This is a genomic window from Caminibacter sp., from assembly GCF_053999135.1.
Genome location: NZ_JBMXVQ010000018.1, coordinates 1 through 23719 on the forward strand (window position 1 = coordinate 1; position 23719 = coordinate 23719).

24 protein-coding genes and 1 tRNA gene are annotated in these 23719 nt (G+C 33.6%); 12 read left to right on the top strand and 13 right to left on the bottom strand.

The features are described from left to right. Nucleotides 1-56 precede the first annotated feature (56 nt). The 4 genes from ACXJH6_RS00910 to lolA all read right to left on the bottom strand — a co-directional run bounded on the left by ACXJH6_RS00910 (nt 57) and on the right by lolA (nt 2762). Nucleotides 57-254: a hypothetical protein gene (locus ACXJH6_RS00910; RefSeq protein WP_456469882.1), complete on the bottom strand. Its 198-nt coding sequence runs from the start codon at nt 252-254 to the stop codon at nt 57-59. A gap of 103 nt (nt 255-357) precedes the next feature. Next, the gene (locus ACXJH6_RS00915; RefSeq protein WP_456469883.1) at nt 358-1656 is read right to left on the bottom strand and encodes a tyrosine-type recombinase/integrase; all 1299 of its coding nucleotides are present in this window, start codon (nt 1654-1656) and stop codon (nt 358-360) included. Between the two features lie 285 nt (nt 1657-1941). Continuing rightward, nucleotides 1942-2124 (bottom strand): hypothetical protein, encoded by a 183-nt coding sequence (locus ACXJH6_RS00920; RefSeq protein WP_456469884.1) that lies wholly within the window; start codon nt 2122-2124, stop codon nt 1942-1944. 149 nt (nt 2125-2273) lie between these two features. Then, nucleotides 2274-2762: a LolA-like outer membrane lipoprotein chaperone gene (gene lolA, locus ACXJH6_RS00925; RefSeq protein ID WP_456469885.1), complete on the bottom strand. Its 489-nt coding sequence runs from the start codon at nt 2760-2762 to the stop codon at nt 2274-2276. 51 nt (nt 2763-2813) lie between these two features. Here lolA and secA point away from each other — a divergent pair, with 51 nt between their 5' ends. Genes secA through ACXJH6_RS00960 form a run of 7 tightly spaced genes read left to right on the top strand, consistent with a single transcriptional unit; the run spans nt 2814 to nt 10675 of the window. Continuing rightward, complete coding sequence (gene secA / locus ACXJH6_RS00930) at nt 2814-5459, top strand: preprotein translocase subunit SecA (protein ID WP_456469886.1); 2646 nt, start codon at nt 2814-2816, stop codon at nt 5457-5459. Nucleotides 5460-5502: 43 nt separating this feature from the next. Next, nucleotides 5503-6696, top strand: a complete 1194-nt coding sequence (locus ACXJH6_RS00935; protein WP_456469887.1) for an FtsX-like permease family protein — start codon at nt 5503-5505, stop codon at nt 6694-6696. Between the two features lie 32 nt (nt 6697-6728). Then, nucleotides 6729-7595 (top strand): 4-hydroxy-tetrahydrodipicolinate synthase, encoded by an 867-nt coding sequence (gene dapA / locus ACXJH6_RS00940; RefSeq protein WP_456469888.1) that lies wholly within the window; start codon nt 6729-6731, stop codon nt 7593-7595. Between the two features lie 9 nt (nt 7596-7604). Beyond that, entirely contained in the window at nt 7605-8381 is a 777-nt protein-coding gene (locus ACXJH6_RS00945; RefSeq protein ID WP_456469889.1) for an enoyl-ACP reductase, read from the top strand. A gap of 5 nt (nt 8382-8386) precedes the next feature. Continuing rightward, the gene (gene pgsA, locus ACXJH6_RS00950) at nt 8387-8974 is read left to right on the top strand and encodes a CDP-diacylglycerol--glycerol-3-phosphate 3-phosphatidyltransferase (RefSeq protein ID WP_456469941.1); all 588 of its coding nucleotides are present in this window, start codon (nt 8387-8389) and stop codon (nt 8972-8974) included. Beyond that, entirely contained in the window at nt 8971-10014 is a 1044-nt protein-coding gene (gene rseP, locus ACXJH6_RS00955) for an RIP metalloprotease RseP (protein WP_456469890.1), read from the top strand. The genes pgsA and rseP overlap by 4 nt, the downstream gene beginning before the upstream one ends. 1 nt (nt 10015) lies before the next feature. Beyond that, the gene (locus tag ACXJH6_RS00960) at nt 10016-10675 is read left to right on the top strand and encodes a YggS family pyridoxal phosphate-dependent enzyme (RefSeq protein ID WP_456469891.1); all 660 of its coding nucleotides are present in this window, start codon (nt 10016-10018) and stop codon (nt 10673-10675) included. Between the two features lie 10 nt (nt 10676-10685). Here the strand turns inward: ACXJH6_RS00960 and ACXJH6_RS00965 are convergent. The 3 genes from ACXJH6_RS00965 to fliL form a co-directional block, all read right to left on the bottom strand. Next, nucleotides 10686-10762 (bottom strand) — tRNA-Arg (locus ACXJH6_RS00965). 11 nt (nt 10763-10773) lie between these two features. Further along, nucleotides 10774-11127, bottom strand: coding sequence for a holo-ACP synthase (gene acpS / locus ACXJH6_RS00970; protein WP_456469892.1), 354 nt, complete (start codon nt 11125-11127; stop codon nt 10774-10776). Further along, nucleotides 11127-11654: a flagellar basal body-associated protein FliL gene (gene fliL, locus ACXJH6_RS00975; RefSeq protein WP_456469893.1), complete on the bottom strand. Its 528-nt coding sequence runs from the start codon at nt 11652-11654 to the stop codon at nt 11127-11129. The genes acpS and fliL overlap by 1 nt, the downstream gene beginning before the upstream one ends. A 43-nt stretch (nt 11655-11697) precedes the next feature. Between fliL and ACXJH6_RS00980 the strand changes: the two genes are divergently transcribed. Further along, complete coding sequence (locus tag ACXJH6_RS00980) at nt 11698-12480, top strand: MlaE family ABC transporter permease (protein ID WP_456469894.1); 783 nt, start codon at nt 11698-11700, stop codon at nt 12478-12480. On the opposite strand, the gene ftsZ is transcribed toward ACXJH6_RS00980, so the two are convergent. Genes ftsZ through ACXJH6_RS00995 form a run of 3 tightly spaced genes read right to left on the bottom strand, consistent with a single transcriptional unit; the run spans nt 12477 to nt 16361 of the window. After that, nucleotides 12477-13586 (bottom strand): cell division protein FtsZ, encoded by a 1110-nt coding sequence (gene ftsZ / locus ACXJH6_RS00985; protein ID WP_456469895.1) that lies wholly within the window; start codon nt 13584-13586, stop codon nt 12477-12479. The two genes, ACXJH6_RS00980 and ftsZ, sit on opposite strands and share 4 nt — an antisense overlap. A gap of 13 nt (nt 13587-13599) precedes the next feature. After that, entirely contained in the window at nt 13600-14919 is a 1320-nt protein-coding gene (ftsA, locus tag ACXJH6_RS00990; RefSeq protein WP_456469896.1) for a cell division protein FtsA, read from the bottom strand. Next, complete coding sequence (locus ACXJH6_RS00995; RefSeq protein ID WP_456469897.1) at nt 14916-16361, bottom strand: peptidylprolyl isomerase; 1446 nt, start codon at nt 16359-16361, stop codon at nt 14916-14918. Before ACXJH6_RS00995 ends, ftsA begins: the two co-directional genes overlap by 4 nt. A gap of 68 nt (nt 16362-16429) precedes the next feature. Here ACXJH6_RS00995 and ACXJH6_RS01000 point away from each other — a divergent pair, with 68 nt between their 5' ends. The 4 genes from ACXJH6_RS01000 (at nt 16430) to ACXJH6_RS01015 (ending at nt 21059) form a co-directional block, all read left to right on the top strand. Continuing rightward, nucleotides 16430-17728, top strand: coding sequence for an adenosylmethionine--8-amino-7-oxononanoate transaminase (locus ACXJH6_RS01000; RefSeq protein WP_456469898.1), 1299 nt, complete (start codon nt 16430-16432; stop codon nt 17726-17728). Between the two features lie 47 nt (nt 17729-17775). Then, a complete protein-coding gene (locus tag ACXJH6_RS01005) occupies nt 17776-19293 on the top strand; it encodes an MFS transporter (RefSeq protein ID WP_456469899.1) in 1518 nt (505 codons plus the stop codon). A 79-nt stretch (nt 19294-19372) separates the two neighbouring features. Continuing rightward, entirely contained in the window at nt 19373-20257 is an 885-nt protein-coding gene (htpX, locus tag ACXJH6_RS01010) for a protease HtpX (protein ID WP_456469942.1), read from the top strand. A gap of 22 nt (nt 20258-20279) precedes the next feature. Then, nucleotides 20280-21059, top strand: coding sequence for an inositol monophosphatase family protein (locus ACXJH6_RS01015; protein WP_456469900.1), 780 nt, complete (start codon nt 20280-20282; stop codon nt 21057-21059). A gap of 80 nt (nt 21060-21139) precedes the next feature. On the opposite strand, the gene ACXJH6_RS01020 is transcribed toward ACXJH6_RS01015, so the two are convergent. Genes ACXJH6_RS01020 through ACXJH6_RS01030 form a run of 3 tightly spaced genes read right to left on the bottom strand, consistent with a single transcriptional unit; the run spans nt 21140 to nt 23715 of the window. Continuing rightward, nucleotides 21140-21835, bottom strand: coding sequence for a DUF72 domain-containing protein (locus ACXJH6_RS01020; protein WP_456469901.1), 696 nt, complete (start codon nt 21833-21835; stop codon nt 21140-21142). Continuing rightward, nucleotides 21836-23128: a TRAP transporter large permease gene (locus tag ACXJH6_RS01025; protein ID WP_456469902.1), complete on the bottom strand. Its 1293-nt coding sequence runs from the start codon at nt 23126-23128 to the stop codon at nt 21836-21838. Then, a complete protein-coding gene (locus ACXJH6_RS01030; RefSeq protein WP_456469903.1) occupies nt 23128-23715 on the bottom strand; it encodes a TRAP transporter small permease subunit in 588 nt (195 codons plus the stop codon). The genes ACXJH6_RS01025 and ACXJH6_RS01030 overlap by 1 nt, the downstream gene beginning before the upstream one ends. Nucleotides 23716-23719 lie beyond the last annotated feature (4 nt).

Below are 23719 nucleotides of genomic sequence, written 5' to 3' on the forward strand. Positions count from 1 at the left end.
TAAAAAAAATACGTCCCGGAAAAGAATGAGGGGGCAAAAGGGGAAAGAAAAAAGGATTAAGCGTTGTAAGCGGAAAATGTGCTTGTTTGTTCAGCGTTCGTTGTGTTATTGTTAAGTAGCGTTGCAAGTTCGGTTTGAATTGTTTGAACTTCGTTTTCTAACTTTGAAACTTTTGCTTTGTAACTTGCAAGTTCTTTTTCTTTCTTTTCAAGTTTCGTAATTAAGTTTTTGATTTGTTTAAAGTTCGTTTTCATTGTCACTCCTTTTTATTGTATTTATATCTTTAATTATAATAAAGAATAGAAAGAAGAAAAAATTTGTGAATTTTTTTGTTTAATTTGTAGTTTTTTCGGAGAATTAAAAATCAAAACGAATTAAGCCATCCGACTTTTTCTGTGTTTTTGTAGTTAAAAGATTTTCCCATTTTTCTAACAGTATTCGACGCCTTTCTACAAAGTCCGTCCTTGTATATATTTTTGCAACTGCGTTTTCTGGTCTATGCATTAATTGAACTTCCGTGGCATATTCATCGAATCCGTTTTCTTTAAGTATCGTAGACAATGACGTTCGGAATCCGTGACTTGTAGTTTTATTATTTGATAGTTTTTTAAGATGTTTATTAACACTACTTTCGGTTATGGGAGTTCCATTTCTACTTTTAAAAATAAAACCTTTTTGCCTTTTGTCATATTTTTTAAGTTCTTCCAGTACTTTTAACGTTTCGTTTGTTAATGGTAACCTAAAATCAATTTTCGTTTTAGTAAAATCAGAAGGAATATTTATAACTTTCTTATCCCAATCAATCATATCCCAAGTTAAATGCCTTGCAGTTCCAATACGCAGGGCGGTTAATATCATAAAACGCATTAAGTTTTTTGTAGCTAATCTTATATCATTATAATTTCCACTTTCTTCATAAGTAGGCAATTGTAAAATTTTTAAATAAAGTGTTCTCAATTCCTCAATGTCTGTAATTCCTTTAAAATGTTGGACTTTGTGTTTACCGAGAATCTGTTCTATTACACTCTTATCAATAAAACTTGTAGGATTGTTCGTAACATTGTGATGTAAAAATAAAAACTGATAAAAATTGCGAAGCAACCGCATAAGTTCTCTCGCCGTTTCCACTTTATCAGTAGTCGTATTTGCCTTTTTATTATCTTTGTTTAAATTATAAATGTTTTTAATAAGTTTACTGATTATATCCGTATGTCCCATTTTTCTAACGTCCAATTCTCCCAAAGCGGGTATAATGTAGTTTTTTATCCGTCCTTGGTCTTTTTTGTCTTCCGTAATTAAATATTCCTGAATGATGTTTTTTAAAAGATATTTTTCAGATTCCTTTACTTTTACCTGTATTATTTCCTTATCCTTTTTAGACTGCCTTTTTCCAAGCTCTGACCTTATAATCTCCCTTGCCTCTGCAAACCCTTTTGCCTGTATTTTCCCCCGTAAAGTGAGAACCTTTTGTTTTGCTTCCGTCAAAGTTATTTTGTCGACATCGTTCAAAGTAGCTTTTATTTGTTTCCCCTCTTTTTTAAAGAGAACTTTAAAAACTTTTTTATTTTTAGTAACTTCAACATACAGATTCTCCGCAACTTTTACAAACTCGTTTTTACCATTCCAGCTTAATTTTCGTATTTCTCGTATAGTCATAAGTAACCCCTTTTTGACAAAGTAACCCTAAAAGTAACCCGCAAACACATTTTACACAAATTTTAATAAAAAATCAAAAAATCATTTTATTTGTCAAATAATTTGACAGACTGCGTATTTTCGGTATTTTTAAGGATTATTTTTTGACAAAAAGGATGGAAAAATGGAAGTTTATTTTAATAGTTTGAAGTTCTCCCGCCGCACCATTAACTTACTTAAAATCCCTATAAATACGATGTTTTGAAAATTTAAGCAAAAAATGACCCCACAAAATATTTATGAAGATTATTTACTCAACACTTCTACAAATTCCTTATTGATATAATATTTTGCCTTACCGATTTTTTGTTCTTCAAGTAAACCTGTAAGGGATAACTGCTTGAGATATTTAGAGGCTGTTTGTCGTGTAACGCTCAGGTGTTTTTTTAAAAACTCAATTATGTTAAAAAAACTGATAAATTTTAACATATCTTCTCTCTTATGTTAAAAAACTACAAAAAATTTAACATATTTGATGAGATAAAGCCTTTAAAATGATATTTGTCGATTTTAGTTCCAATTTTTTTATATCTAAATTCCCAATTTGATGAAGTATAAAGTGTGAATTTAAGATAAGTTTATTGTTGATAAATAACATCCGTATCATCTGGTATATTTGGTTTGAATATAGAATCATTTACTTCGTTTGACTGGTTATAAAAATTTATTTCCACTCTGTTTCCCATTTCATCGGTATAATATAGTTTTTTAAGAGTCTTATCGTATATAAAATATATTTTTTTATTATCCAAATCAGTCTCATATAAATTGTTTTTTATTTTTTTTGCATCTCTTAAAATATTTTGAAGATTTAAATTTTGCTTTTTGGTAATTGTAACCTGCATTAGGTCAGGTTCGTAAATATATACTTTATCTTTTACCCATATGTACTTTTCCTCTGGATATGTATATTTCCAAAATATTTGTTTTTTTTTGTAAAAGACTCTACCTTTATAGATAAGTTTTTTATTGTCTGATATTATAGTCTGATTAAACTCGGATTTAAAGGCTTTTGGCATATCAATCGCAAAAAGGAAAACAGATATAAATAAAATTAGAAATCTCATTAAAAACCTTTTTATGTTATTATAACAAAAAAGTTTTTAAAGGCGTTATAGATGGTAAAAAGCGTATTCAGAAAGATTTTTGGAACCAAAAATGATAGAGAGTTAAAAAAATATTTTGCTAGGGTGAAAGAAATTAACGCACTTGAGCCCAAATATGAGAAAATGAGTGATGATGAAATAAAAAAAGAGTTTGAAAAAATAAAAACGTCTGTTTTGGAAGAGACAAAAAACGGTGCAGATGAGCAAGAGACCCTTAATAAATACTTAAACGAAGTTTTTGCAATGGTCAGGGAAGCTAGCAAAAGAGTTCTTGGTATGAGGCATTATGATGTTCAGCTTGTCGGTGGTATGGTATTGCATGAGGGCAAAATAGCGGAAATGAAAACAGGAGAGGGTAAAACGCTTGTAGCCACTCTTCCGGTGGTGTTAAACGCGATTTTGGGAAAAGGTGTTCATGTTGTTACCGTAAATGATTATCTTGCCCAAAGAGATGCCCATGATATGGGAAGACTTTATGGGTTTTTCGGATTTTCCACCGGAGTTGTAGTGGGCGGTATGGAAGATTATGAAAGAAAAAAAGCATACCAATGCGATGTAACATACGGAACAAATTCAGAATTTGGATTTGATTATTTAAGAGACAATATGGTGTTTGATATAAATGACAAAGTACAAAGAGGCCACTATTATGCAATAGTAGACGAAGTAGACAGTATTTTGATTGATGAGGCCAGAACGCCTCTTATTATTTCAGGTCCCGCCAATAAAAGAGTTGAGGATTATGAAAGAGCCGATAAAGTGGCCAAACAGCTTGAAATTGATAAACATTTTAAAGTCGACGAAAAAGACAAAGTTGTTCTTTTAACGGAAGAAGGAATAAAAAAAGCAGAAGAGCTTTTTGGCGTTGATAACCTCTATACGCCTGAAAATGCGATTTTAGCCCATCATCTCGACCAGGCTTTAAAAGCGAATTATCTTTTTAAAGAGGGAAGGGATTATATTGTAAGAAAAGGCGAAATTTTAATTGTAGATGAATTTACGGGAAGAATTGCAGAAGGAAGAAGATTTAGCGAAGGGCTTCATCAGGCGCTTGAAGCAAAAGAAGGTGTGGAAATTCAAGAAGAATCCCAGACCTTTGCCGAGATTACTTATCAGAATTATTTCAGGCTTTATGAAAAACTTGCCGGTATGACGGGAACGGCTCAGACAGAAGCCACGGAATTTTTGGAAATTTACGGGCTTGAAGTAATCTCTATTCCTACCAATAGACCCGTGGCAAGAAAAGATTTAAACGATATAGTATTTAAAACAGAAGAGGAAAAATTTGAAGCCGTTGTTAAAAAAGTAAAAGAGCTTCATAAAAAAGGTCAGCCCGTACTTATAGGTACGACATCTGTTAAAAAAAGTGAATATCTGAGTCATCTTTTAAAAAAAGCCAAAATTCCGCATACTGTTCTTAACGCCAAACAGCATGAAAAAGAGGCGGAAATTATTGCTCAGGCCGGTAGAAAGGGAGCCGTAACGGTGGCTACCAATATGGCCGGTAGGGGAGTTGATATAAAAATTGACGATGAAGTAAGAGAACTTGGGGGTCTTTATATTATAGGTACTGAAAGACATGAAAGCAGAAGAATAGACAATCAGCTAAGAGGTCGTTCGGGTCGTCAGGGGGACCCTGGTGTTAGTCAGTTTTATCTCTCTTTGGAAGATGACTTGCTAAGAATTTTCGGAAGCGACAGAATTAAAAATATTATGGACAGGCTGGGAATAGAAAGAGGGGAGCATATAGACAGTAAAATTGTTACAAGGGCTATTGAAAACGCTCAGAAAAAAGTTGAAACCATGCATTTTGAAGCAAGAAAACACATATTAAAATATGACGATGTGGCAAACGAACAGAGAAAAGTTATTTATAAATTCCGCGACCAGCTTTTAAATCCGGAATTTAACATAGAAGAAAAAATAGATGAAATGCTTGAAGATTTTGTGGAGTTTTTATTATCTCACAGCGATATATTCGAACATACTCCAAAAGAAGAGATGAATTTGGAAAAGTTAAAAGCGGTTTTAAAAGAGTATACAGGAATGGATTTTGAAGAAAAAGAGCTTCAAAAAGAGTATGATGAACTTAAAAGTTATTTAACGGAAAAGATTAAAAATAATATAGAAGATAAGTTTAAAGACGCTTCCGATGAAGATAAAAACCGAATTCTAAGACAGGTAGTGTTACAGGTTCTTGACGAGAGCTGGAGAGACCACCTTTATATGATGGATATATTAAAAACAGGTATAGGACTTAGGGGATATAATCAAAAAGACCCTCTTGTCGAATATAAAAAAGAGAGCTTTAATCTGTTTGAAGAGTTGATTGAGAGAATAAAAATAGAGAGTATGAAAATTTTAAATACTCTTGAAATTCAATATCAGGCTCCGGAAGTCGATCCGGATATTGCTGAATTTTTAAATACCCTTAAAGGTAAAAATATAGATGAAATTCTTGCCAATATGCCTGAAATTCCAGATGATATGGAAGAAAAAGACGTTGATACCATTATGAAGGAACTTGAACTCCAAACGGAGATGTTAAAAAAAGAGTTTGAGGCAAAACAGAGAAAAAAAGTGAAAAGAAATGAACCTTGTCCTTGCGGCAGCGGCAAAAAATATAAAGACTGCTGCGGGAAAAGCCCAAAATTTTAAGGTAAACAGAAATTTAAAATGTATGTTGCCCAAGGAAATTTAGTTGAATAAAAATTTCGTAAACTTTATAATAAAAAGGTATTTAAGATTTGATAAAAAACACCCTTTTATTTATATAAGCTTTATTCTTGCCTTTTTGGGAATTATGACCGGTGTAGCTACTCTTATGATAGCCATGGGTATAATGAACGGAATGGATAGGGAGTTTGAAAAAAAACTTAAAGTTATGAATTATCCTATAACCGTTTATTCCTCCCTCTCAACGGTTGATAAAAAGCTTCTTAAGTTTTTAGAAAAAAAATTTCCTTCTTTTAAATTTTCTCCTTATATAGAAACAAGTGCTATCGTTCAAAAAAACGGTTTAAACGGAGTTTTATTGTACGGAGTTGATTTTAAAAAAGAGGCAGCAATAAACTATATTTTTTCAAAAGCCGTAAAAAATGTTGAAAAAGCCGGAATATTTGACGTTGTACTTGGAAAAAGACTTTTTGAGGATACAGGGATTTATAAAGGTGAAAAGATAATAATGATTTTTTCCAAAATAACTCCTTTAGGTTTTGGTATAACACCTGTTATGAAAAAGGTGAGAGTAATAGGGGCTTTTCATAGCGGGCTTATTGCTTATGACAAGGGAATCGCCTATATGAATATTGAAGGGCTTAGAAGGATTTTAAAACAAAACCATTACAGCGGTATCCACATATGGACTCCAAATCCTTTTGAGGATATAAAAAAGATAAAAAGAGTGTTGCCAAGCGGAGTCGGAGTAGTTGGATGGTGGCAACAAAACGGTAATTTTTTTGCGGCTTTGAAAATGGAAAAAAGAGCTTTGTTTTTGGTACTTATGCTGATTGTAATAGTTGCGGCGCTTAACATTATCAGTTCTCTTTTAATGATGATTATGAGTAAAAGAAAAGAGATTGCACTTATGATGAGTTTGGGGGCCGGGAAGAAAGAGATAAAAACTATTTTCTTAAAACTAGGACTTATTATAGGAACAGCGGGGATTGTTATGGGAAGTATAACAGGAGCGATAGGTATATGGGTTCTTAAAACCTTTGATATTATTAAACTGCCGGCTGATGTTTACGGTGTCAGTAAACTGCCGATAGATTTAAGTCCGGTTGATTTTATAATGATAGTGACGGGTGCTTTTGTGATAATTCTTCTTTCGTCCTTTTATCCGGCTCTAAAAGCAAGTAAAACAGATGTGCTTGAAACATTAAGATATGAATAATTTTAGATATAATTTCGTAAAAAAGGATAAAAATGCAAGGTGCTATGACCGCTTTGATTACTCCGTTTAAAAATGGAAAAATTGATGAAGATACTTATGCCAGACTTATTCAAAGACAGATAGATAACGGTACAGATTGGGTAGTTCCTGTCGGAACAACCGGAGAGAGCGCTACTTTAACTCATGCAGAACATAAAAGGTGTATAGAAATAGCGGTTGAGGTATGTAAAGGAAGCGGCACTAAAGTGTTAGCGGGTGCCGGGAGCAATTCTACCCATGAGGCAGTTGACCTGGCTAAGTTTGCCGAAGAAAAAGGGGCTGATGCGATTTTAAGCGTTTCTCCTTATTATAATAAGCCTACTCAAAGAGGGCTATACGAACATTATAAAACATTGGCGGATGCCGTTGAAATACCTGTTGTTTTATATAATGTTCCGGGAAGAACATGTTCGAATATAGAAGTTGATACAGCTGTAAAACTGTTTAACGATGTGGAAAATATAGTCGCTATTAAAGAGGCAACCGGAAAAATAGAAAATGTGGTTGCTTTGTGTTCTAAAAGCGGAATAAGCGTAATAAGCGGAGATGATGCTATAAATTATCCTATAATAGCAAGCGGCGGGAAAGGTGTTATTTCCGTAACTTCAAATCTTTTACCGAAAAAAATAGCCAATCTTGTACACAGCGCTTTAAAAGGTGATTTTTTAACTTCAAGAGAAATTAATGAAGAATTGTATGAACTGAATAAAATACTCTTTATAGAAAGTAATCCAATTCCTATAAAGTACGCTATGTTTGAAGCTGGTCTTATTCCTTCTCTTGAATACAGACTTCCTCTTGTTGAGCCTAGCGAAGAGAGTAAAAAGAAAATAAAAGCAGTTTTAAAGAAATATTTATAAGGAGAAAAATTGAAAGGTAAAACATTAGTAATCAGCGGGGCTACAAGAGGTATTGGAAAAGCAATAGCCAAGCGTTTTGCAAAAGAAGGTGTAAATATCGCTTTTACATACAATTCCAATAAGGAAATTGCTCAAAATCTGGCAAAAGAGTGGGAAGAAAAATACGGTATAAAAGCAAAAGCGTATCAGTTAAACATTTTAGAGCCTGAAACATATAAAGATGTTTTTAAACAGATTGATGAAGATTTTGAAAGGGTTGATTTTTTCGTATCAAACGCAATTATTTCGGGACGTTCTGTAATAGGGGGGTTTGGTCCTTTTATGAGGCTTAAGCCAAAAGGGCTTTGTAATATTTTTACGGCTACGGTCAGCGCTTTTGTAGTTGGAGCACAGGAAGCTGCTAAGAGAATGGAAAAAGTAGGGGGTGGAAGTATTATATCTTTAAGTTCTACCGGAAATCTTGTATATACCCCTCATTATACAGGCCATGGTGCCAGTAAGGCAGCAGTTGAAACTGTCGTAAAGTATGCTGCATGCGAGCTTGGAAGTAAAGGTATCAGGGTTAATGCTGTAAGCGGAGGGCCTATTGATACAGATGCCCTTAAAGCTTTTCCTAATTATGAAGAAGTAAAATCGGAAGTTGAAAAAAGAAGTCCTCTTAACAGAATGGGGCTTCCTGAAGATTTGGCCGGAATTACGTACTTTCTGTGTACCGATGAGGCTTCTTGGATTACGGGGCAGACTTTTATAGTAGATGGCGGAACGACATTCGGATGTAAAGGGTAGGTTTGTTGGTAACTTCTGACGGAATAAAACTTCACAGATATGAAGTATGGAAAAAACGCTTAAAAAATGTTCCAAATATTTTAGCTTTTATAAGAATACTTCTTGCTTTTTTAATGTATCTTTTTTTGGTAAACAGGGATATTTTCAGCGGCATACATTCTTCATGGCTTGATTATTTTGCCGCTTTGATTTTTGTAATTGCCAGTATTACCGATTTTTTTGACGGGTATATTGCCAGAAATTTTAATGCCGTAAGTAAGCTGGGGGAAATTTTAGACCCTCTTGCCGATAAGATGCTGACTCTTGGAGCCTTTTTAGGGCTTTTGTATCTTAATAGGGCAAATCCATGGGCTGTTTATTTAATTTTGGTAAGAGAGTTTTTTATAACCGGTCTTAGGGTGGCTATGGCAAGTGAAGGGCTTAGTGTAAAAGCTTCTATGGCGGGAAAAATCAAAACAGTGTTACAGATGATAGCGATAGGCTTTTTGTTAATGGACTGGCCTTGTGGAAATTGTCTTTTATGGGTAGCAGTGTTTGTTACTCTTTACAGCGGGGCTGATTACATAAAAGCGTATATTAAGGCGCAGAAATGATTACGGCTTTAATAATTCTCTCTTTTCTTATTTTCTTTCATGAACTCGGTCATTTTTTAATGGCAAGATTAGTAGGTGTAAAAGTTGAGGTTTTTTCTATAGGTTTTGGAAAGAAGCTTTTTTGTAAAAAAATAGGGGATACCGATTGGTGTATAAGCGCCGTGCCTCTTGGAGGATACGTTCAAATGAAGGGGCAGGATGACAGCGACCCTTTAAAAAAGTCAGATGACCCGGACTCTTATACGTCTAAAACTCCATGGCAGAGAATTTTAATTCTTTTAGGAGGTCCCGGTTTTAACTTTTTGCTGGCAATTATAATATATCTTTTTTTGGCTACGACTGGATGGCAGAAATTAGCGCCGGTAATAGGCAAGACTATTCCTGATACGCCTGCCGCAAAAGTGCTAAAGCCGGGGGATAAAATTATTGAAATTAATGGAGTAGAAGTTAAGTCATGGGACGATATTCCTAAGATAATACAAAAAAGCGATGTTTTACATATAAAAGTTAAACGTAATGGAAAAATTATTATGTTAACTTTAAAACCAAAAACAACAATCTCACAAAATATATTTAAAGAACAAATAAAAAGAAAAATAATAGGAATAGTACCAAGTGGAGAGGTCATAAAAGTAAAATATCCTTTTTGGGAGGCTTTAAAAATTTCTATAGAAAAGTTTATAAATGACGCTACATTAATAGCAAAAAGCGTTCAAAAACTTGTTACCGGAGCAATAGGGGTTGATAATCTCAGCGGACCTATAGGAATAGTGGACGTAACCGCTAAAGTAGCAAATCTAGGCATACAGCCTTTACTTCTTTTAGCGGCTTTATTAAGTGTAAATCTTGGAGTTTTGAATCTGCTTCCCATTCCCGCCCTTGACGGGGGACATATTATTTTTAATCTGTATGAAGCTGTTTTTAAAAGAGAAATAAACGAAGAAATTATGTATAAACTAACACTTGCCGGGTGGGCTATCCTGGGAAGTTTGATGCTTATTGGTATATACAATGATTTAACAAGACTTATAGGAGGATAAAATGACTCTTGATGAATTGATGCAAAAAGTGGAAGCTGCAAGGCTTAGAAGAAGCGAACATCTTATAGTTCAGATTGTCGCTGTTACAAAATATACGGATAATCCGGATGTATTAAGAAGACTTTTTGAAGACGGACAGAGGGCTTTTGGGGAAAACAGGGTCCAGGATATGGAAAATAAAGTAAAAGCTCTTGAAAATTTACCTATTGAATGGCATTTTATAGGGAATTTACAAAAAAATAAAATAAATAAACTCTTAAAACTAAACCCTTTTATGATTCAGTCTATCAATTCATATGAACTTGCTGAAGCTATAAATAAAAGAACAGACAAACCAATTAGATGTCTTATTGAAATAAACAGTTCAGGTGAACCGACAAAACACGGTATGGAACCAGAAACAGCAGTAGATACCTATCTTAAAATAAAAGAAAACCTTTCCAATATTAATCTTCAGGGAGTTATGACAATAGGTGCTCATACCGATGATGAAAATGCTATAAGAAAGTCTTTTAGAAAAACTTATAAAATTTTTGAAAAGCTTCAACCTTATGGTGCAAAAATCTGTTCAATGGGTATGAGCAACGATTTTGAAATAGCTATTGAAGAAGGGTCAAATATGATAAGAGTAGGAAGTACTTTGCTTAGTTCTTATATGTAAATATAAATAGTGGCGTCCCCGGCGCGATTCGAACGCACGGCCTCCACCTCCGCAGGGTGGCGCTCTATCCAGCTGAGCTACGGGGACTTGGAGTGAAATTATACCATATTTTTTTTTAAAACAATAACTGCGGCTATAGCAAATCCTCCGTCATGCGAAATGGATAAATCCGCATCTTTCAAATTAAATTTTTTTAATGTAGCTGATGAAAAATAGGGTTTATTTTTGGCATTTTTTAAAATTTCTATATCTAAAAAGGAACATTCTTTTCCTATTCCTGTACCTATCGCTTTGCTAAAAGCCTCTTTTGCTGCCCAGTATCCTGCAACGGAAGAAGGAGAGGAGACAATAATTCTTTCCCTGGGGGTTAAAAATCTCTCAAGGGCTCTGTTTCCAAATTTTTTTATCATTTTTTCTATTCTTTTTATTTCTATTATATCTATGCCTATCATTACTGAATTACAAACTCCGTAAAATAGACATTTCTAACTTCTCCGGTTGTAAGTATTTCATTTATTTTTCTTTTTATTTCCTCTTTAAGTTTTTGCTTTCCTTTAGCCGTTTGAATTTCTTCTACTGTTTTGGATGAAAGAATCCGAATAATTAAATCCCTTATAGCAGGTAGTTTTTTATCAATTTCCTGTTGAAGTTCTGGAGAATCCAGTTCTAAATCTATTTTACATTTTAGATATCTATTGGCATTGTTTGAAACAAGATTTACTATAAAAGGGTCTAACGGATAAATAGGTCCTATTTCAGCCATATCTGAAACTTTTTTCTTTTTTTCTATTTTTTTAGGTTCAGGCTGGTCTGTAGCTTCTTCATCTCCACTTAATAAAAAGTAAGCTACCGCGCCTCCTATAATTAAAAGCAGTAATAAAAGAACTATTATTACTATAAGTAAAAGTTTACTGTTTCCTCCTCCTTCTTTTTTTTCTTCTTGCTCAGTTGATTCTTGATTCTCTTTTTCTTCAGCCATATCTCTTCCTTTTTGATATAATTTTAACAAAAAAGGGTTGATATTGATAAAAAATTTTTTATATTTTATAGGAAAAACTACAGCGGATTTTATTAAGACTCTTGGAGACTTTACCATTTTTCAACTTTATGTAATAAAACTGTTTTTTAAACCACCTTTTAGAATAAAAAATCTTTTTGAGCAAATAAAGTTTATGGGATATGGAAGTTTGGGAGTAATATTTTTGACTTCTTTTTTTACAGGTCTTGTGGAAGCTGTGCAGCTTTATCATGGTTTTCATAAATTTGGAATAGAGGATTTTATGGGATATACGATTTTCGTCTCTATAGTAAAAGAACTAGGTCCCGTATTTGCGGCTTTGATGGTTATCAGCCGTGGAATAAGCGCTTATGCCGCAGAACTTGGAAGTATGCGGGTAACCGAACAGATAGACGCTTTAGAGGTTATGGCTGTTGATTCAAAACATTATCTCATAGCGCCTAGAATTTTAGCCACTATTATATCCCTTCCTCTTTTAATTGTGTTTTTTGACGCTGTGGCCAATATAGGGGCTTATTTTATAAGCGTATATTCTTTGGATGTTAACGGTTATGCTTATCTTGATAATTTAAAACAGTTTGCGGAAATGAAAGAGATAAATCAGGGGCTTATTAAAGGAGCCGTTTTTGGTTATATTATAAGCGCTATAGGAACATATATAGGATACAATACCAGAGGAGGGGCAAAAGGAGTGGGACAAAGTACAACTAAAGCAGTCGTTTTTTCATCTGTGGCGGTATTTATGGCAGATTATGTATTGTCTGCCATTTTCCTTGTTTTTTATTAATCTTTTGCTTTTCTAAGCCATGTAGGAATATCAAGGGCGTCACTGTCTAAATCTATTCCGCCTGAAACTTTTCTTTTTACCAAAAGTTCTTCTACCGTGTTTTTAATCTCTTTATCCGGTTTGTTAGCGGCTTTTTCTCTCTCAAAACCTGTAGCTACTATTGTTACTTTAATTTCATCAGGCGCTAAGGAGTTGTCGGTTGTGGTACCGAAAATAATATCAGCGTCTTCATCCGCTTTTTCATACACAAGGTTCATACTCTCTTCCATTTCTACCAGAGGATAATCTTCATGCAGCGTAAAATGAACAAGCACACCCATCGCTCCGTCAATAGATATATTGTCAAGAAGAGGTGATTCAATTGCTTTTTTAATTGCATTGAAAGCAGCATTTTCACCTTTTTCTTCCCCAACTCCCATAAGAGCGAGACCTTTATGAGACATAACGGTTTTAAGGTCGTTAAAGTCAACGTTAATATCGTTTTCTCCGTAGCTGATAACCATATTTGAAATTCCGCTTACAGCTTTATATAATACATCGTCAACTAAAGAAAACGCTTCTCTTCTTCCGACTTTCCTATCTATAATGGTTAAAATCTTGTCGTTTGGAATTACTACTATGGAGTTTGCTTCGTTTTTAAGCTCATTTGTTCCTATTTCAGCAAGCTTTCTTCTTTTAGGGCCTTCAAACGTAAAAGGTTTTGTTACAACTCCTATTGTAAGAGCTCCGACTTCTTTTGCGGCTTTTGCAATAATAGGGGCTGCACCGGTTCCTGTTCCCCCTCCCATTCCGGCTGATATAAATACTAAATCGGCACCTTTTAGGGTTTCTTTTATTTCTTCAAAACTTTCTTCTGCAGCTTTTGCTCCAACTTCCGGTCTCATACCGGCTCCAAGACCTTTGGTAAGGTTACTTCCAAGCTGTATTTTTTTATGTGCTTTGCTTGTTTTTAGTGCCTGAATATCAGTGTTTGCAGCTATTAATTCAACATCTTTTATCCCTTTATCCGCCATATAATTTATCATATTGTTTCCGCCGCCTCCGACTCCTATTACTTTTATTTTCGGGCCGTCAACCATATCGTTTATTACGAAAAGTTCTTCCATCTTACATCCTTTCTTAAAATAAATTGCTAAGCCAAGTTTTAAATCTTTGAATTAACCCGGGCTCTTTTTTCTTGGTAACAATTTCTACCAGTTCTTCTTTTTCTTTTATTTTTTCTTCTTCTTTTTGAGAATGATGTTGAATTTCACTAAGAGTATATCTGCTTCTAAACTGTCTGTTTGAATCTATTTCATATGTTAATCCCTCTTTTTTGCCGTATAACAATAATCCAAGAGCCGTTGAAAATTGAGGGGCTTTTAAATTTTCAAAAAGACCGTCAATTTTTTTAGGAATTCCTACTCTTACCGGAAGATTGTCAAAAAAAGATGAGGCTATTTCTTTTATATTATAAAAATTGGTAAATCCTCCTGTTAAGACCACTCCGGCTCCGATTTTATTTTTTAATCCCGATTCTTCTATTTCTTTATTTAACAGTAAAAAGGTCTCTTCAATTCTTGCGCTTATTACTTGAGTTATGGTAGTAATTGAGGCTTTTTGTTTTTCTTCTTCACTTCCTATTACTGAAATTTCGATTAAATCCGTATCGTTTTTTACATATTCCTCAAAATTTATTTTGATAGCTTCCGCATCTGATAGAGGGGTATGAAGAGCCATAGAAAGGTCGTTTGTTATATGATGGCTTCCAACTCCTAAATAATCTGTGTGTCTTATACATTTATTTATGAAAATAGCCAAATCCGAAGTTGTCGCTCCTATATCTATTAACGCCACTCCTAATTCTTTTTCATCTTCGTTTAAAACTGCAAGCCCGCTTGCATAACCTGCGGCTACGATGTTTTCTATTTCTAATCCTGCCTGTTTTAATGTTTTTTTTAAGTTTTCTATACCGCTTTTTTGAGCTACTATTAAATGTAAAGAAACTTCAAGCCTGCTTCCGCTCATTCCGGCCGGGTCTTCTATTTCGCTTAAATCGTCTACTTTAAAATCATAAGGAATGGCCTGCAAAAGCTGATAATCAGCCGGGATGTTGGCGTTATAAAGAGCAGTATTTATGGCTCTGTTTATTTCTTTTATAGTAATTTCGTTTTCAGGTATATTAACTATTCCATAGCTTGTAATGCTTTTGGTATAAGCTGAAGACATAGCGACTATGGCTTTTGAGACTTCAACTCCGGCTACTCTTTTAGCGTCGTTAAGGGCTTGTTTTATCGATTTTGAAGCCTGGTCTATATTTGTAATGGCTCCTTTTTTTACTCCTTTTGATTTGGCTATACCAACACCGCTTATCGAGAGATTGTCGGTATTTTCATCATAATTGGCTATAATTGCGGTTGTTTCATAGCTTCCTAAATCTATTGCCAAGATATTTTTCAATCTTTATCCTTTACATAAGACACTATTTCATATTTTTGAGAAAGCTCTTTTAATAAATCCGCTAAAAGCTGAGAATTTATCAGAGCCTCTGTTAAATTGTAAACATATTTTTTATTTTCTTCATATTTCTTTTCATCAAGCAATTTTTGTTCCTTAATTTTATAAAGAACTGCGTATTGTGGACTTTTTGAAGGAATAAGAACAAAATCTTTAGGCTTTTGGGAGACAAACACCCTAAATAAAAATTCCTGAGCCGCCTGGGCAGGAAGATTTTTTATTTTATTGGCGTCATATTTGGTAACAAATCCTAAATCTTTACCTTTAAAATTAGAAAGCATATTTTTTGCCGTTAATATAAGTTTTTCGTAACTTTTTTTGTTTATCAAATCTTGTAAAACCATTTCTCTGGCTTTTGAAAATTCAAGAGGTTTAGGTTTAATCTCTTCAATCAGCTTAGCCGTAATATATTTTTTTTGATATACAAAAGGTTTTAAATAACCGTTTTTTATTAATATTTGCATTTTTTCGCCAGGAATCAAATCATTTGAAAAAGGAACGGTATTTATTTTATAATCACCTTTTGAATTTTTTAAATTTTTATATGCCATAATGGCTTCTTTTTTCAGTTTATGAGACAAATAATCCTCTTTTACTTTATCTTTTACCTTTTTAAAGGGTTGAATTTCTCCTTTTTCATTTTTATAATTTAATTTGTTTTCATTATAAAACTTTTTTAAAGTATTATCATCTACCTGTTGATTTAAAGGAATTACCGTATAAGCTATTTTGTATTGAACAGGGGTTAAATATTTGTTTTTATTTTTGCTCCAAAACTCTTTTATCTCTTTTTCGTTGACTTCAACGTTTATATTTTCTCTTTTTAAAATTTTTATTTCCAGTCTATCTGCATTGTAAAGAGCGCTTCCTACACTTATGAGTTCCGTATTTGATGGTTTAATATGTAAAAAAGTTAAAAGTTTTTCTATTAACAGCTGTTTTTTTAATTTCTCTTCAAAGTCCACCGCTTTTTGTCCCGTATTTCTCAAATATGTTTTGTATGTTTTTTTATCTTTAAAGTATTCCAAAATTTTTTTAGCCACGTCTTCATCTGTTACATACAGGTCTAAATTTTTTGCGTATTCTCTTAAAATCGCCGTCTGAATTGCTCTTTGAAGCGCTATTTTTTGAAGACCTAGTTTTTTTGCCGTTGCTTCGTCAAGCGTTCCCCCAAGAGCTTTATTATATTCTTCAAAAATTTGAGAATAGCTCTCCTGCCAATCTTTTACACTAACTTCGGTATTTCCAACTTTTGCTACCGTAGAGGCGTTTTTGCCAAACTGAAACTGTCCCCATCCTACAAATCCGGCTCCTATAAAAGCGATAGTCGCTATCCATATGGTAATTACCAACCATTTCCTGTGAGTCTGCATCCACTCTATCATTAATTTCCTTATATTTTGAGATTTTGTGATATTATAATAAAAAAAAAGCTCACAATAAAGGGATTGTTATGAAAAACAGCGAAATTATTCAAAAAGATTTACAATATAACTGGCATCCTTGTACTCAGATGAAAGACCATGAATTTTTGCCTATGATTCCAATTAAAAAAGGGGAGGGCGTTTACCTTTACGATTTTGAAGGAAATAAATATATAGACGCAATAAGCAGTTGGTGGGTGAATCTCTTCGGTCATAAAAATCCTTATATAAATAAAAAAATAAAAGAACAGCTTGAGATATTAGAACATGTGATTTTTGCGGGATTTACACACGAAGGCGCTGTAAGATTAGGGGAGAGGATATGTTTGCTTACCGGTTTTGATAAAGTGTTTTATGCAGATAATGGCAGCAGTGCGGTAGAAGTGGCAATAAAAATGAGCTTTCACTACTGGAAAAATAAGGGTAAAATAAAACCTCTTTTTTTCAGTCTGGAAAATTCATATCACGGAGAGACTATAGGAGCTTTAAGTGTCGGCGACGTAGGGCTTTATAAAGACACTTATAAAGAAATACTTATCAAAAATGTAACAATTCCCATTCCGGAGGATAAAAGCGAGGAAAAAGCATTACAAGCCCTTAAAAAAGCAAGAAAAATTTTTGAAAAATATCACAAGGAAGTGAGTGCTTTAATTATAGAACCGTTAGTCCAATGTGCCGGGTATATGAAAATGCATCATCCCGTTTTTGTAAAAGGACTGAAAAAACTTTGTGAAGAGTTTGAAATACATATGATTGCAGATGAAATAGCGGTAGGTTTTGGTAGAACGGGGACTATGTTTGCATGCGAACAAGCTGGAATAAAGCCTGATTTTATGACTCTAAGCAAAGGGTTAACGGGAGGATATCTGCCTCTTAGTTTAGTATTGACTACAAATGAGATATATTCGGCATTTTATTGTGATTATGAGGAGATGAAAGCGTTTTTGCATTCGCATTCTTATACGGCAAATCCAATAGCTATAGCTGCTGCAAACGCTACTCTTGATATTTTTGAAAACGAACCCGTTATTGAAAATAATAAAGAAAAAGCCTCTTATATATGGAAAAATATCCAAAAATTCAAAGAACTTCCAAACGTAAAAGAAATAAGACAAACGGGAATGATTACAGCGATTGAAATGATTGATTATCCTTGGCAGGAAAGAAGAGGACTTAAGGTTTATGAATACGGGTTAAAACACGGCGTTCTTTTAAGACCTCTTGGAAACGTTATATATTTTATGCCTCCTTATGTAATTAATTATGATGAAATTGATAAAATGATACAGGTTGCTTTTGAAGGGATTATTAAAGCGGAAAAAATCTAATTATATTATACAGTAAGATTATTATGTTAAGTTTATAAGGACAAAAAATGACAATAAACACAATAAAACAATCAATAAAAAATTCACTACTAAATCCAATAAAACATTTCAAACTCCGCTATTTACCTCTTTTAATGATATATTTCGCCTACGGAGCTAGCGGAATAAGCAGTGTTGCCGAAACTTTCTGGGTAAAAGAAGAGCTTAAACTCTCAGCGGCCGCTTTAATAACTCTTGGAGTATGGCTTAGTATTCCCTGGACTATTAAAATGGTATTTGGTCAGCTTGTGGACAGTGTACCGATTTTAGGCTCCCAAAGAAGGGCATATGTTTATATAGGAGCTTTTTTAATAGCGGTAGGGACTATTCTTTTAATAGGGCTGGCAGGCAATTATTCATGGGCTAAATTCGCCTCAAAAGAAAACGTATATATTATTTCAGCGCTTTTAACCGTTATAGGATTTGTTATTCAAGATGTAGTAGCCGACGCTATGAGCACGGAAGTAGTTGACAGAAACCAGCCGGAGGAAAAAGTCCAAGAAGAGCTGGCCTACGTTCAGATTTTAGGACGTCTTGCTATTTCTCTTGCCGGAGTTATGGTTGCGGGACTTTCCGGCTGGCTTGCCCAGATTCTATCTTATGAAACTATTTTTAAAATATCTTTAATTATACCTCTTATATCAGTTATAGGAGTTACCATAATTAAACTCGAAAATGTTAAAAAAAGCCCTATAAATTGCCAAATATTATGCGGTGGACTTATTTTTGCCGTATTTGTCGTATTTATGGGATACGGACAATACCAGCAGTGGAACAATAAATTATTAGCTTTTATATTCAAATACTCCCAGGAAATAGTATTTATTGTCAGCCTTGGCGTTATAACTTATATGATAAGTCTGATTTTAAAAGACATAGCCCCTAAAACCCGCTCTTTTATTATAAAAACCGCTGTGGTAATATTCGTATACAGAGCTATGCCAAGCGTAGGTCCGGGGCTTCAATGGTGGGAAATAGACGTGCTTCATTTTAATAAAGCTTTTTTTGGAACGCTTTCACAGATAGGAGCGGTTTTATCAATTCTTGGAATGTGGCTGTTTAGCGATTTTATAGCCAAAAAACCCGCCCATTATACTCTTTTATGGCTTACAATAATAACAACTATTCTCTTTTTGCCGATTATAGGACTTTATTACGGAATTCCTCAAAGGTTAGGCATAGACCCCAAAACCGTAGCCGTTATAGACACGGCCCTTGAATCTCCTTTTGCACAACTTAGCATGATTCCGCTTTTAACCCTTATAGCTATATATGCTCCCGAAGGTAAAAGGGCTACATGGTTTGCGCTTATGGCAAGTCTTATGAATCTGGCATTAACAGCCGGAGGACTTTTAACGAAATATTTAAACGAAATTTTTGTAGTAAGCAGGGAAGTTGTAGAAAACGGAAAAGTAATCGTTCCTCAGGATTATTCACAGCTTGGTATTTTAATGATTATAGTTACGGTACTGAATGTAACCGTACCGGTAGTAACCATATACTATCTTATGATAAGAAAAAAATAAGGCACTGGCTAAATAAAATTAAAATTAATTTGTTTTTAATAAAAAACTTGATATAATAAGACTAAAACTTAAAGGAGAAATTATGGCTATTTTAATGCTTATTTTAATGAATATCGCCGTTATGGCTTCTATATATCTTTCAATATTCATAATAGAGGTCGTATTTGGAGTAAGGCTTGACCCGCAAAGCGTAACCGGGCTTGCTATTTTAGCTGTTATTGTAGGTTTTAGCGGTAGTATTATTTCTTTATTATTATCAAAATGGATGGCAAAAACTTCTATGGGGGTCAGGGTTATAGAAACCCCTACCACAGAAGCTGAAAGATGGCTTATCAAAACTGTAGCAGCTCTTTCCCAAAAAGCCGGAATACCGATGCCGGAAGTAGGGGTTTTTGACGGACCTCCAAACGCTTTTGCAACCGGTCCTAGCAAAAATAACGCCCTTGTAGCCGTTTCAACGTCTCTTTTCGATTTGATGGACGCAAAAGAGATAGAAGGTGTAATAGCCCATGAAATAAATCATATTAAAAACGGAGATATGATAACTATGACGCTTGTTCAGGGGGTTTTAAACTCTTTAGTATTTTTCGTATCAAGACTTATTGCAAATATTATTGCACCAAAAGACGAAGAGGGCAATCCTAATCCGTTTGCATATATGGCTATAAGTTTTGCTCTTGAAATGGTTTTAAGTATTTTTGCAACAATGCTTGCAATGTGGTTTAGCAGATACAGAGAATATAAAGCCGATGAAGGTGCTGTAAAAATAGACGGACCTCAAGGTATTTATTACGCTTTGGCAAAACTTGGACAAATTCCAAAAGAACAAGTCGCTCTTCCGCCGGAAATGAAAGCTTTTGGAATAGTCGGGTTTATAAGTGAACTATTCAGTTCTCATCCTCCTATAGAAAAAAGATTGGAAAATATAAAAAGAGTAGCAAGAGAACTTGGATATAATGTATAATTGCAAAAAAATTGGAGATTTTATGCATGAGTTCAAAAAATTTGAAGAGATAATTTTAGAAGCCGGAGACTTACTAAAAGAAGGGTTTTTCCAGTCTGAAAAGAAAATAGATTTAAAAGGCAAAAAAGATTTAGTTACTCAATTCGATGTTAAAGTAGAAGCCTTTTTAAAAGAGGCTTTTTCCTCTTTTGGATTTGATTTTATAGCTGAAGAGAGTGAATCTGGATTTAAAACTCCTTACAATACCATTATTATAGACCCTATTGATGGAACTACCAATTTTGCTCACAAAATTCCTCATTGTGCAATAAGCGTAGCAATTTATAAAAAAGGCATTTTAACCTACGGATTTGTTTATAATCCTATTTTAAATGAATTTTTTTATGCAGTAAAAGACGAAGGTGCGTTTTTAAATGCAAAAAAGATAGAAGTCTCCAAAAACAGTTATTTTCAAAGAGCCCTTATAGCTACAGGTTTTCCTTATTCAAGTGCCGATAATATAAAAGACCTTGAGTGGGTTATGGAAAAGCTAAAAAATATTCTTCCAAAATGCCAGGATATAAGAAGGCTTGGAAGTGCGGCTCTTGATTTGTGTTATGTAGCATGCGGAAGATATGAAGGATTTTACGAAATAAATCTAAAACCATGGGACGTAGCTGCAGGCAGTTTTATCTTACAAGAAGCCGGAGGCAGAGTTTCAAACGACAGGGGTGATGAATTTGATATGTTTAAGGACAAATGCATTGTTGCAAGTAATAAAGTTATTCATGAGGAGTTTATTAAAACGCTGAATAAAAAATAACCGGATTTTCAGCTGTTTTATTTAATTGATTTTTTGTTTTTATATTTTGGTTAACATAATGTATATTCTCTAAAAAATATTTATTCTTCCCTTTTGATTTTTTCAGCCATATCTTTAAGCCTTAAGGCGTCTTTTACGGCACTTACATCGGATGTATTATTAAAATAGCAAAAATCCGCTTTTAAAAACATTTCCAAAAATTCGTCTGGATAACTTCCTTTGTATTTTCCTTCAAACCCATGGGCTCTTAAATAAGCAAACTCAGCCGTCTTTTCCATTACAAACGGTTGATTAAAATCATGCCATACAAGAGAAATTTTATTTTTACTTAAAAGTTCAAATACTTTACCGTTATACCAGTTTTTATGTCTAAACTCAAAAGCCAATTTGTGATTTTTATTAAGCCCTTCTATAAAATTTTTTAAACTTTTATAATCATAATTAAAACTTGAAGGAAACTGAAATAAAAAAGCCCCTATATATTCTTCTAATTCGTCAAACAGTATTAAAAATTCGTTTGCTTTTTTAGCACTTAAAGGTAATTTATGAGTTATTTCTTTGTTTACTTTGATGCTTATTTTAAGGTTGTATTTTTTGGTTTTGTATTTCCATGATTTGACTGTAGAAGGTTTTGGGATGCGGTAAAAAGTGGAATTAAGTTCTAGAGAATTAAAAAACTTAACATAATAATCTAACCATTTAGAAGAAGGAAGTTCTGATGGATAAAATTTTTCCTTCCATTCTTTATATACAAACCCACTGGTACCTATATACATTTAATTTACCAAAATATATACTAATTTTGGATAAAACATAACAATTAAAAGAACCAATATCTGAATTAAGATAAAAGGTATTATTCCCTTATAAAGGTCTGATGTCTTAATTAAATCTCCCGCCGCACCTTTTAAATAAAAAAGACTAAAACCAAAAGGAGGAGTTAAAAAAGAAGTTTGAAGATTTATAGCTATAAGTAATGCAAACCATAAAGGGTCTATTCCAAACTCTTCAACAATAGGCAATAAAATTGGAATAACAATAAAAGTAATTTCTATAAAATCTATAAAAAAACCCAAAATAAAAATTAATATCATAGTTATAGCTATAAAAACATATTGATTCTGAATAGAATCAGTAAAAAATTCCGTAACGATATCCCCTGCCCCGCTTTCGTTAAATACTAAAGAAAAAGCGGTAGCCCCTATTAAAATCATAAAAATCATAGCGGTTATTTTAACCGTTTCCACACTGGCGTATCTCAAAAGCTCAAAACTAAACGTTTTATAAAAAACAGTTAAAATAATGGCTCCAAGAGCGCCTATGGCCGCGGACTCGGTAGGAGTGGCAAATCCTGCAAATATGCTGCCAAGCACTATAACTATTAAAACAAAAGGGGCTATTAAACTTTTTGCGGCTTCTTTTAAGATTTTCGAATAAGACTCTTTAGTTTCAATAGGAGGGGCAGTTTCAGGTTTTATAAAAGCCACAATCAAGATATAAAGTATATAAAGCCCGACAATTATAAACCCCGGAACAATAGCCGCTTTAAATAAATCTCCAACGCTTATATTCATAACGGCCCCTAAAATAATTAAAACAATACTAGGAGGTATAAGCTGCCCTAGCGTACCGCTTGCGGCTATTACCCCGCTTGCAAGTCTTGGGGAATAACCGTATTTGAGCATTACCGGCAATGAAATTATTGTCATCATAACAACACTCGCACCGACTATTCCAGTTGAAGCCGCCAAAATAGCCCCTACTATTACAATTGCAATCGCAAGCCCTCCCCTGATAGAGCCAAAAAGTTTTCCAATAGATTCAAGCATATTTTCGGCTATTTTACTTTTTTCAAGAATAAATCCCATAAAAATAAAAAGAGGAACAGCCATAAGAGTGAAATTTTGCATAATTCCGTATATCCGATAAGGCAAGAGACCAAAAACTTCAAGTCCCAAATCAGGGTCCATAAGCGCCGCAAAAATAGCGCTGCCGCCAAAAGCAAAAGCCACAGGAATTCCAAGCATCAATAAAATAAAAGCAGCAATAAATAAAATTATTCCAGTCATTAATCGCCTTTATGATGTTTTAATTGATAATATATTTTCTTAAGTTCTGCGACAGATTGGAGATAAACCATTAAAAAAGCCCATATAATAGTACTTTTTATAATCCATCTGCAACAAAGCCCTCCCGGGTCTCCGCTGCTTTCATTTTGCATATAACTCATTTCAACAAAAGGAACCGCTTCTACTATTATCAATACGCTAAGAGGTATAACAAAAAAAAGTATGGTAACAATATTGATTATTTTTTTAATTTTAAAAGAAAATTTATCATAAAAAATATCAACCCTAACATGTTTATCTTTACTTAAAGTATATGCTATGGAAAATAAAAACACTATATCAAACAGATGCCATTCAAGCTCCTGCAAAGCTATACTTCCCTGTGAAAAAAGTTTTCTCATAATAACGTCGTAACTTACTATAAGAGTGAGTAAAATAAGTGAAAATACGGAAATCAGCATAAAAGCTTTTGTTAAAGATTCTATATAAAAATCAATTTTCGGAACAAACGAAATTATAACGGCTAGTATAATGGCGCTTATAATAGCAATATCCAAATGTTCATTTAAATAATTAATAAATTCCATTACA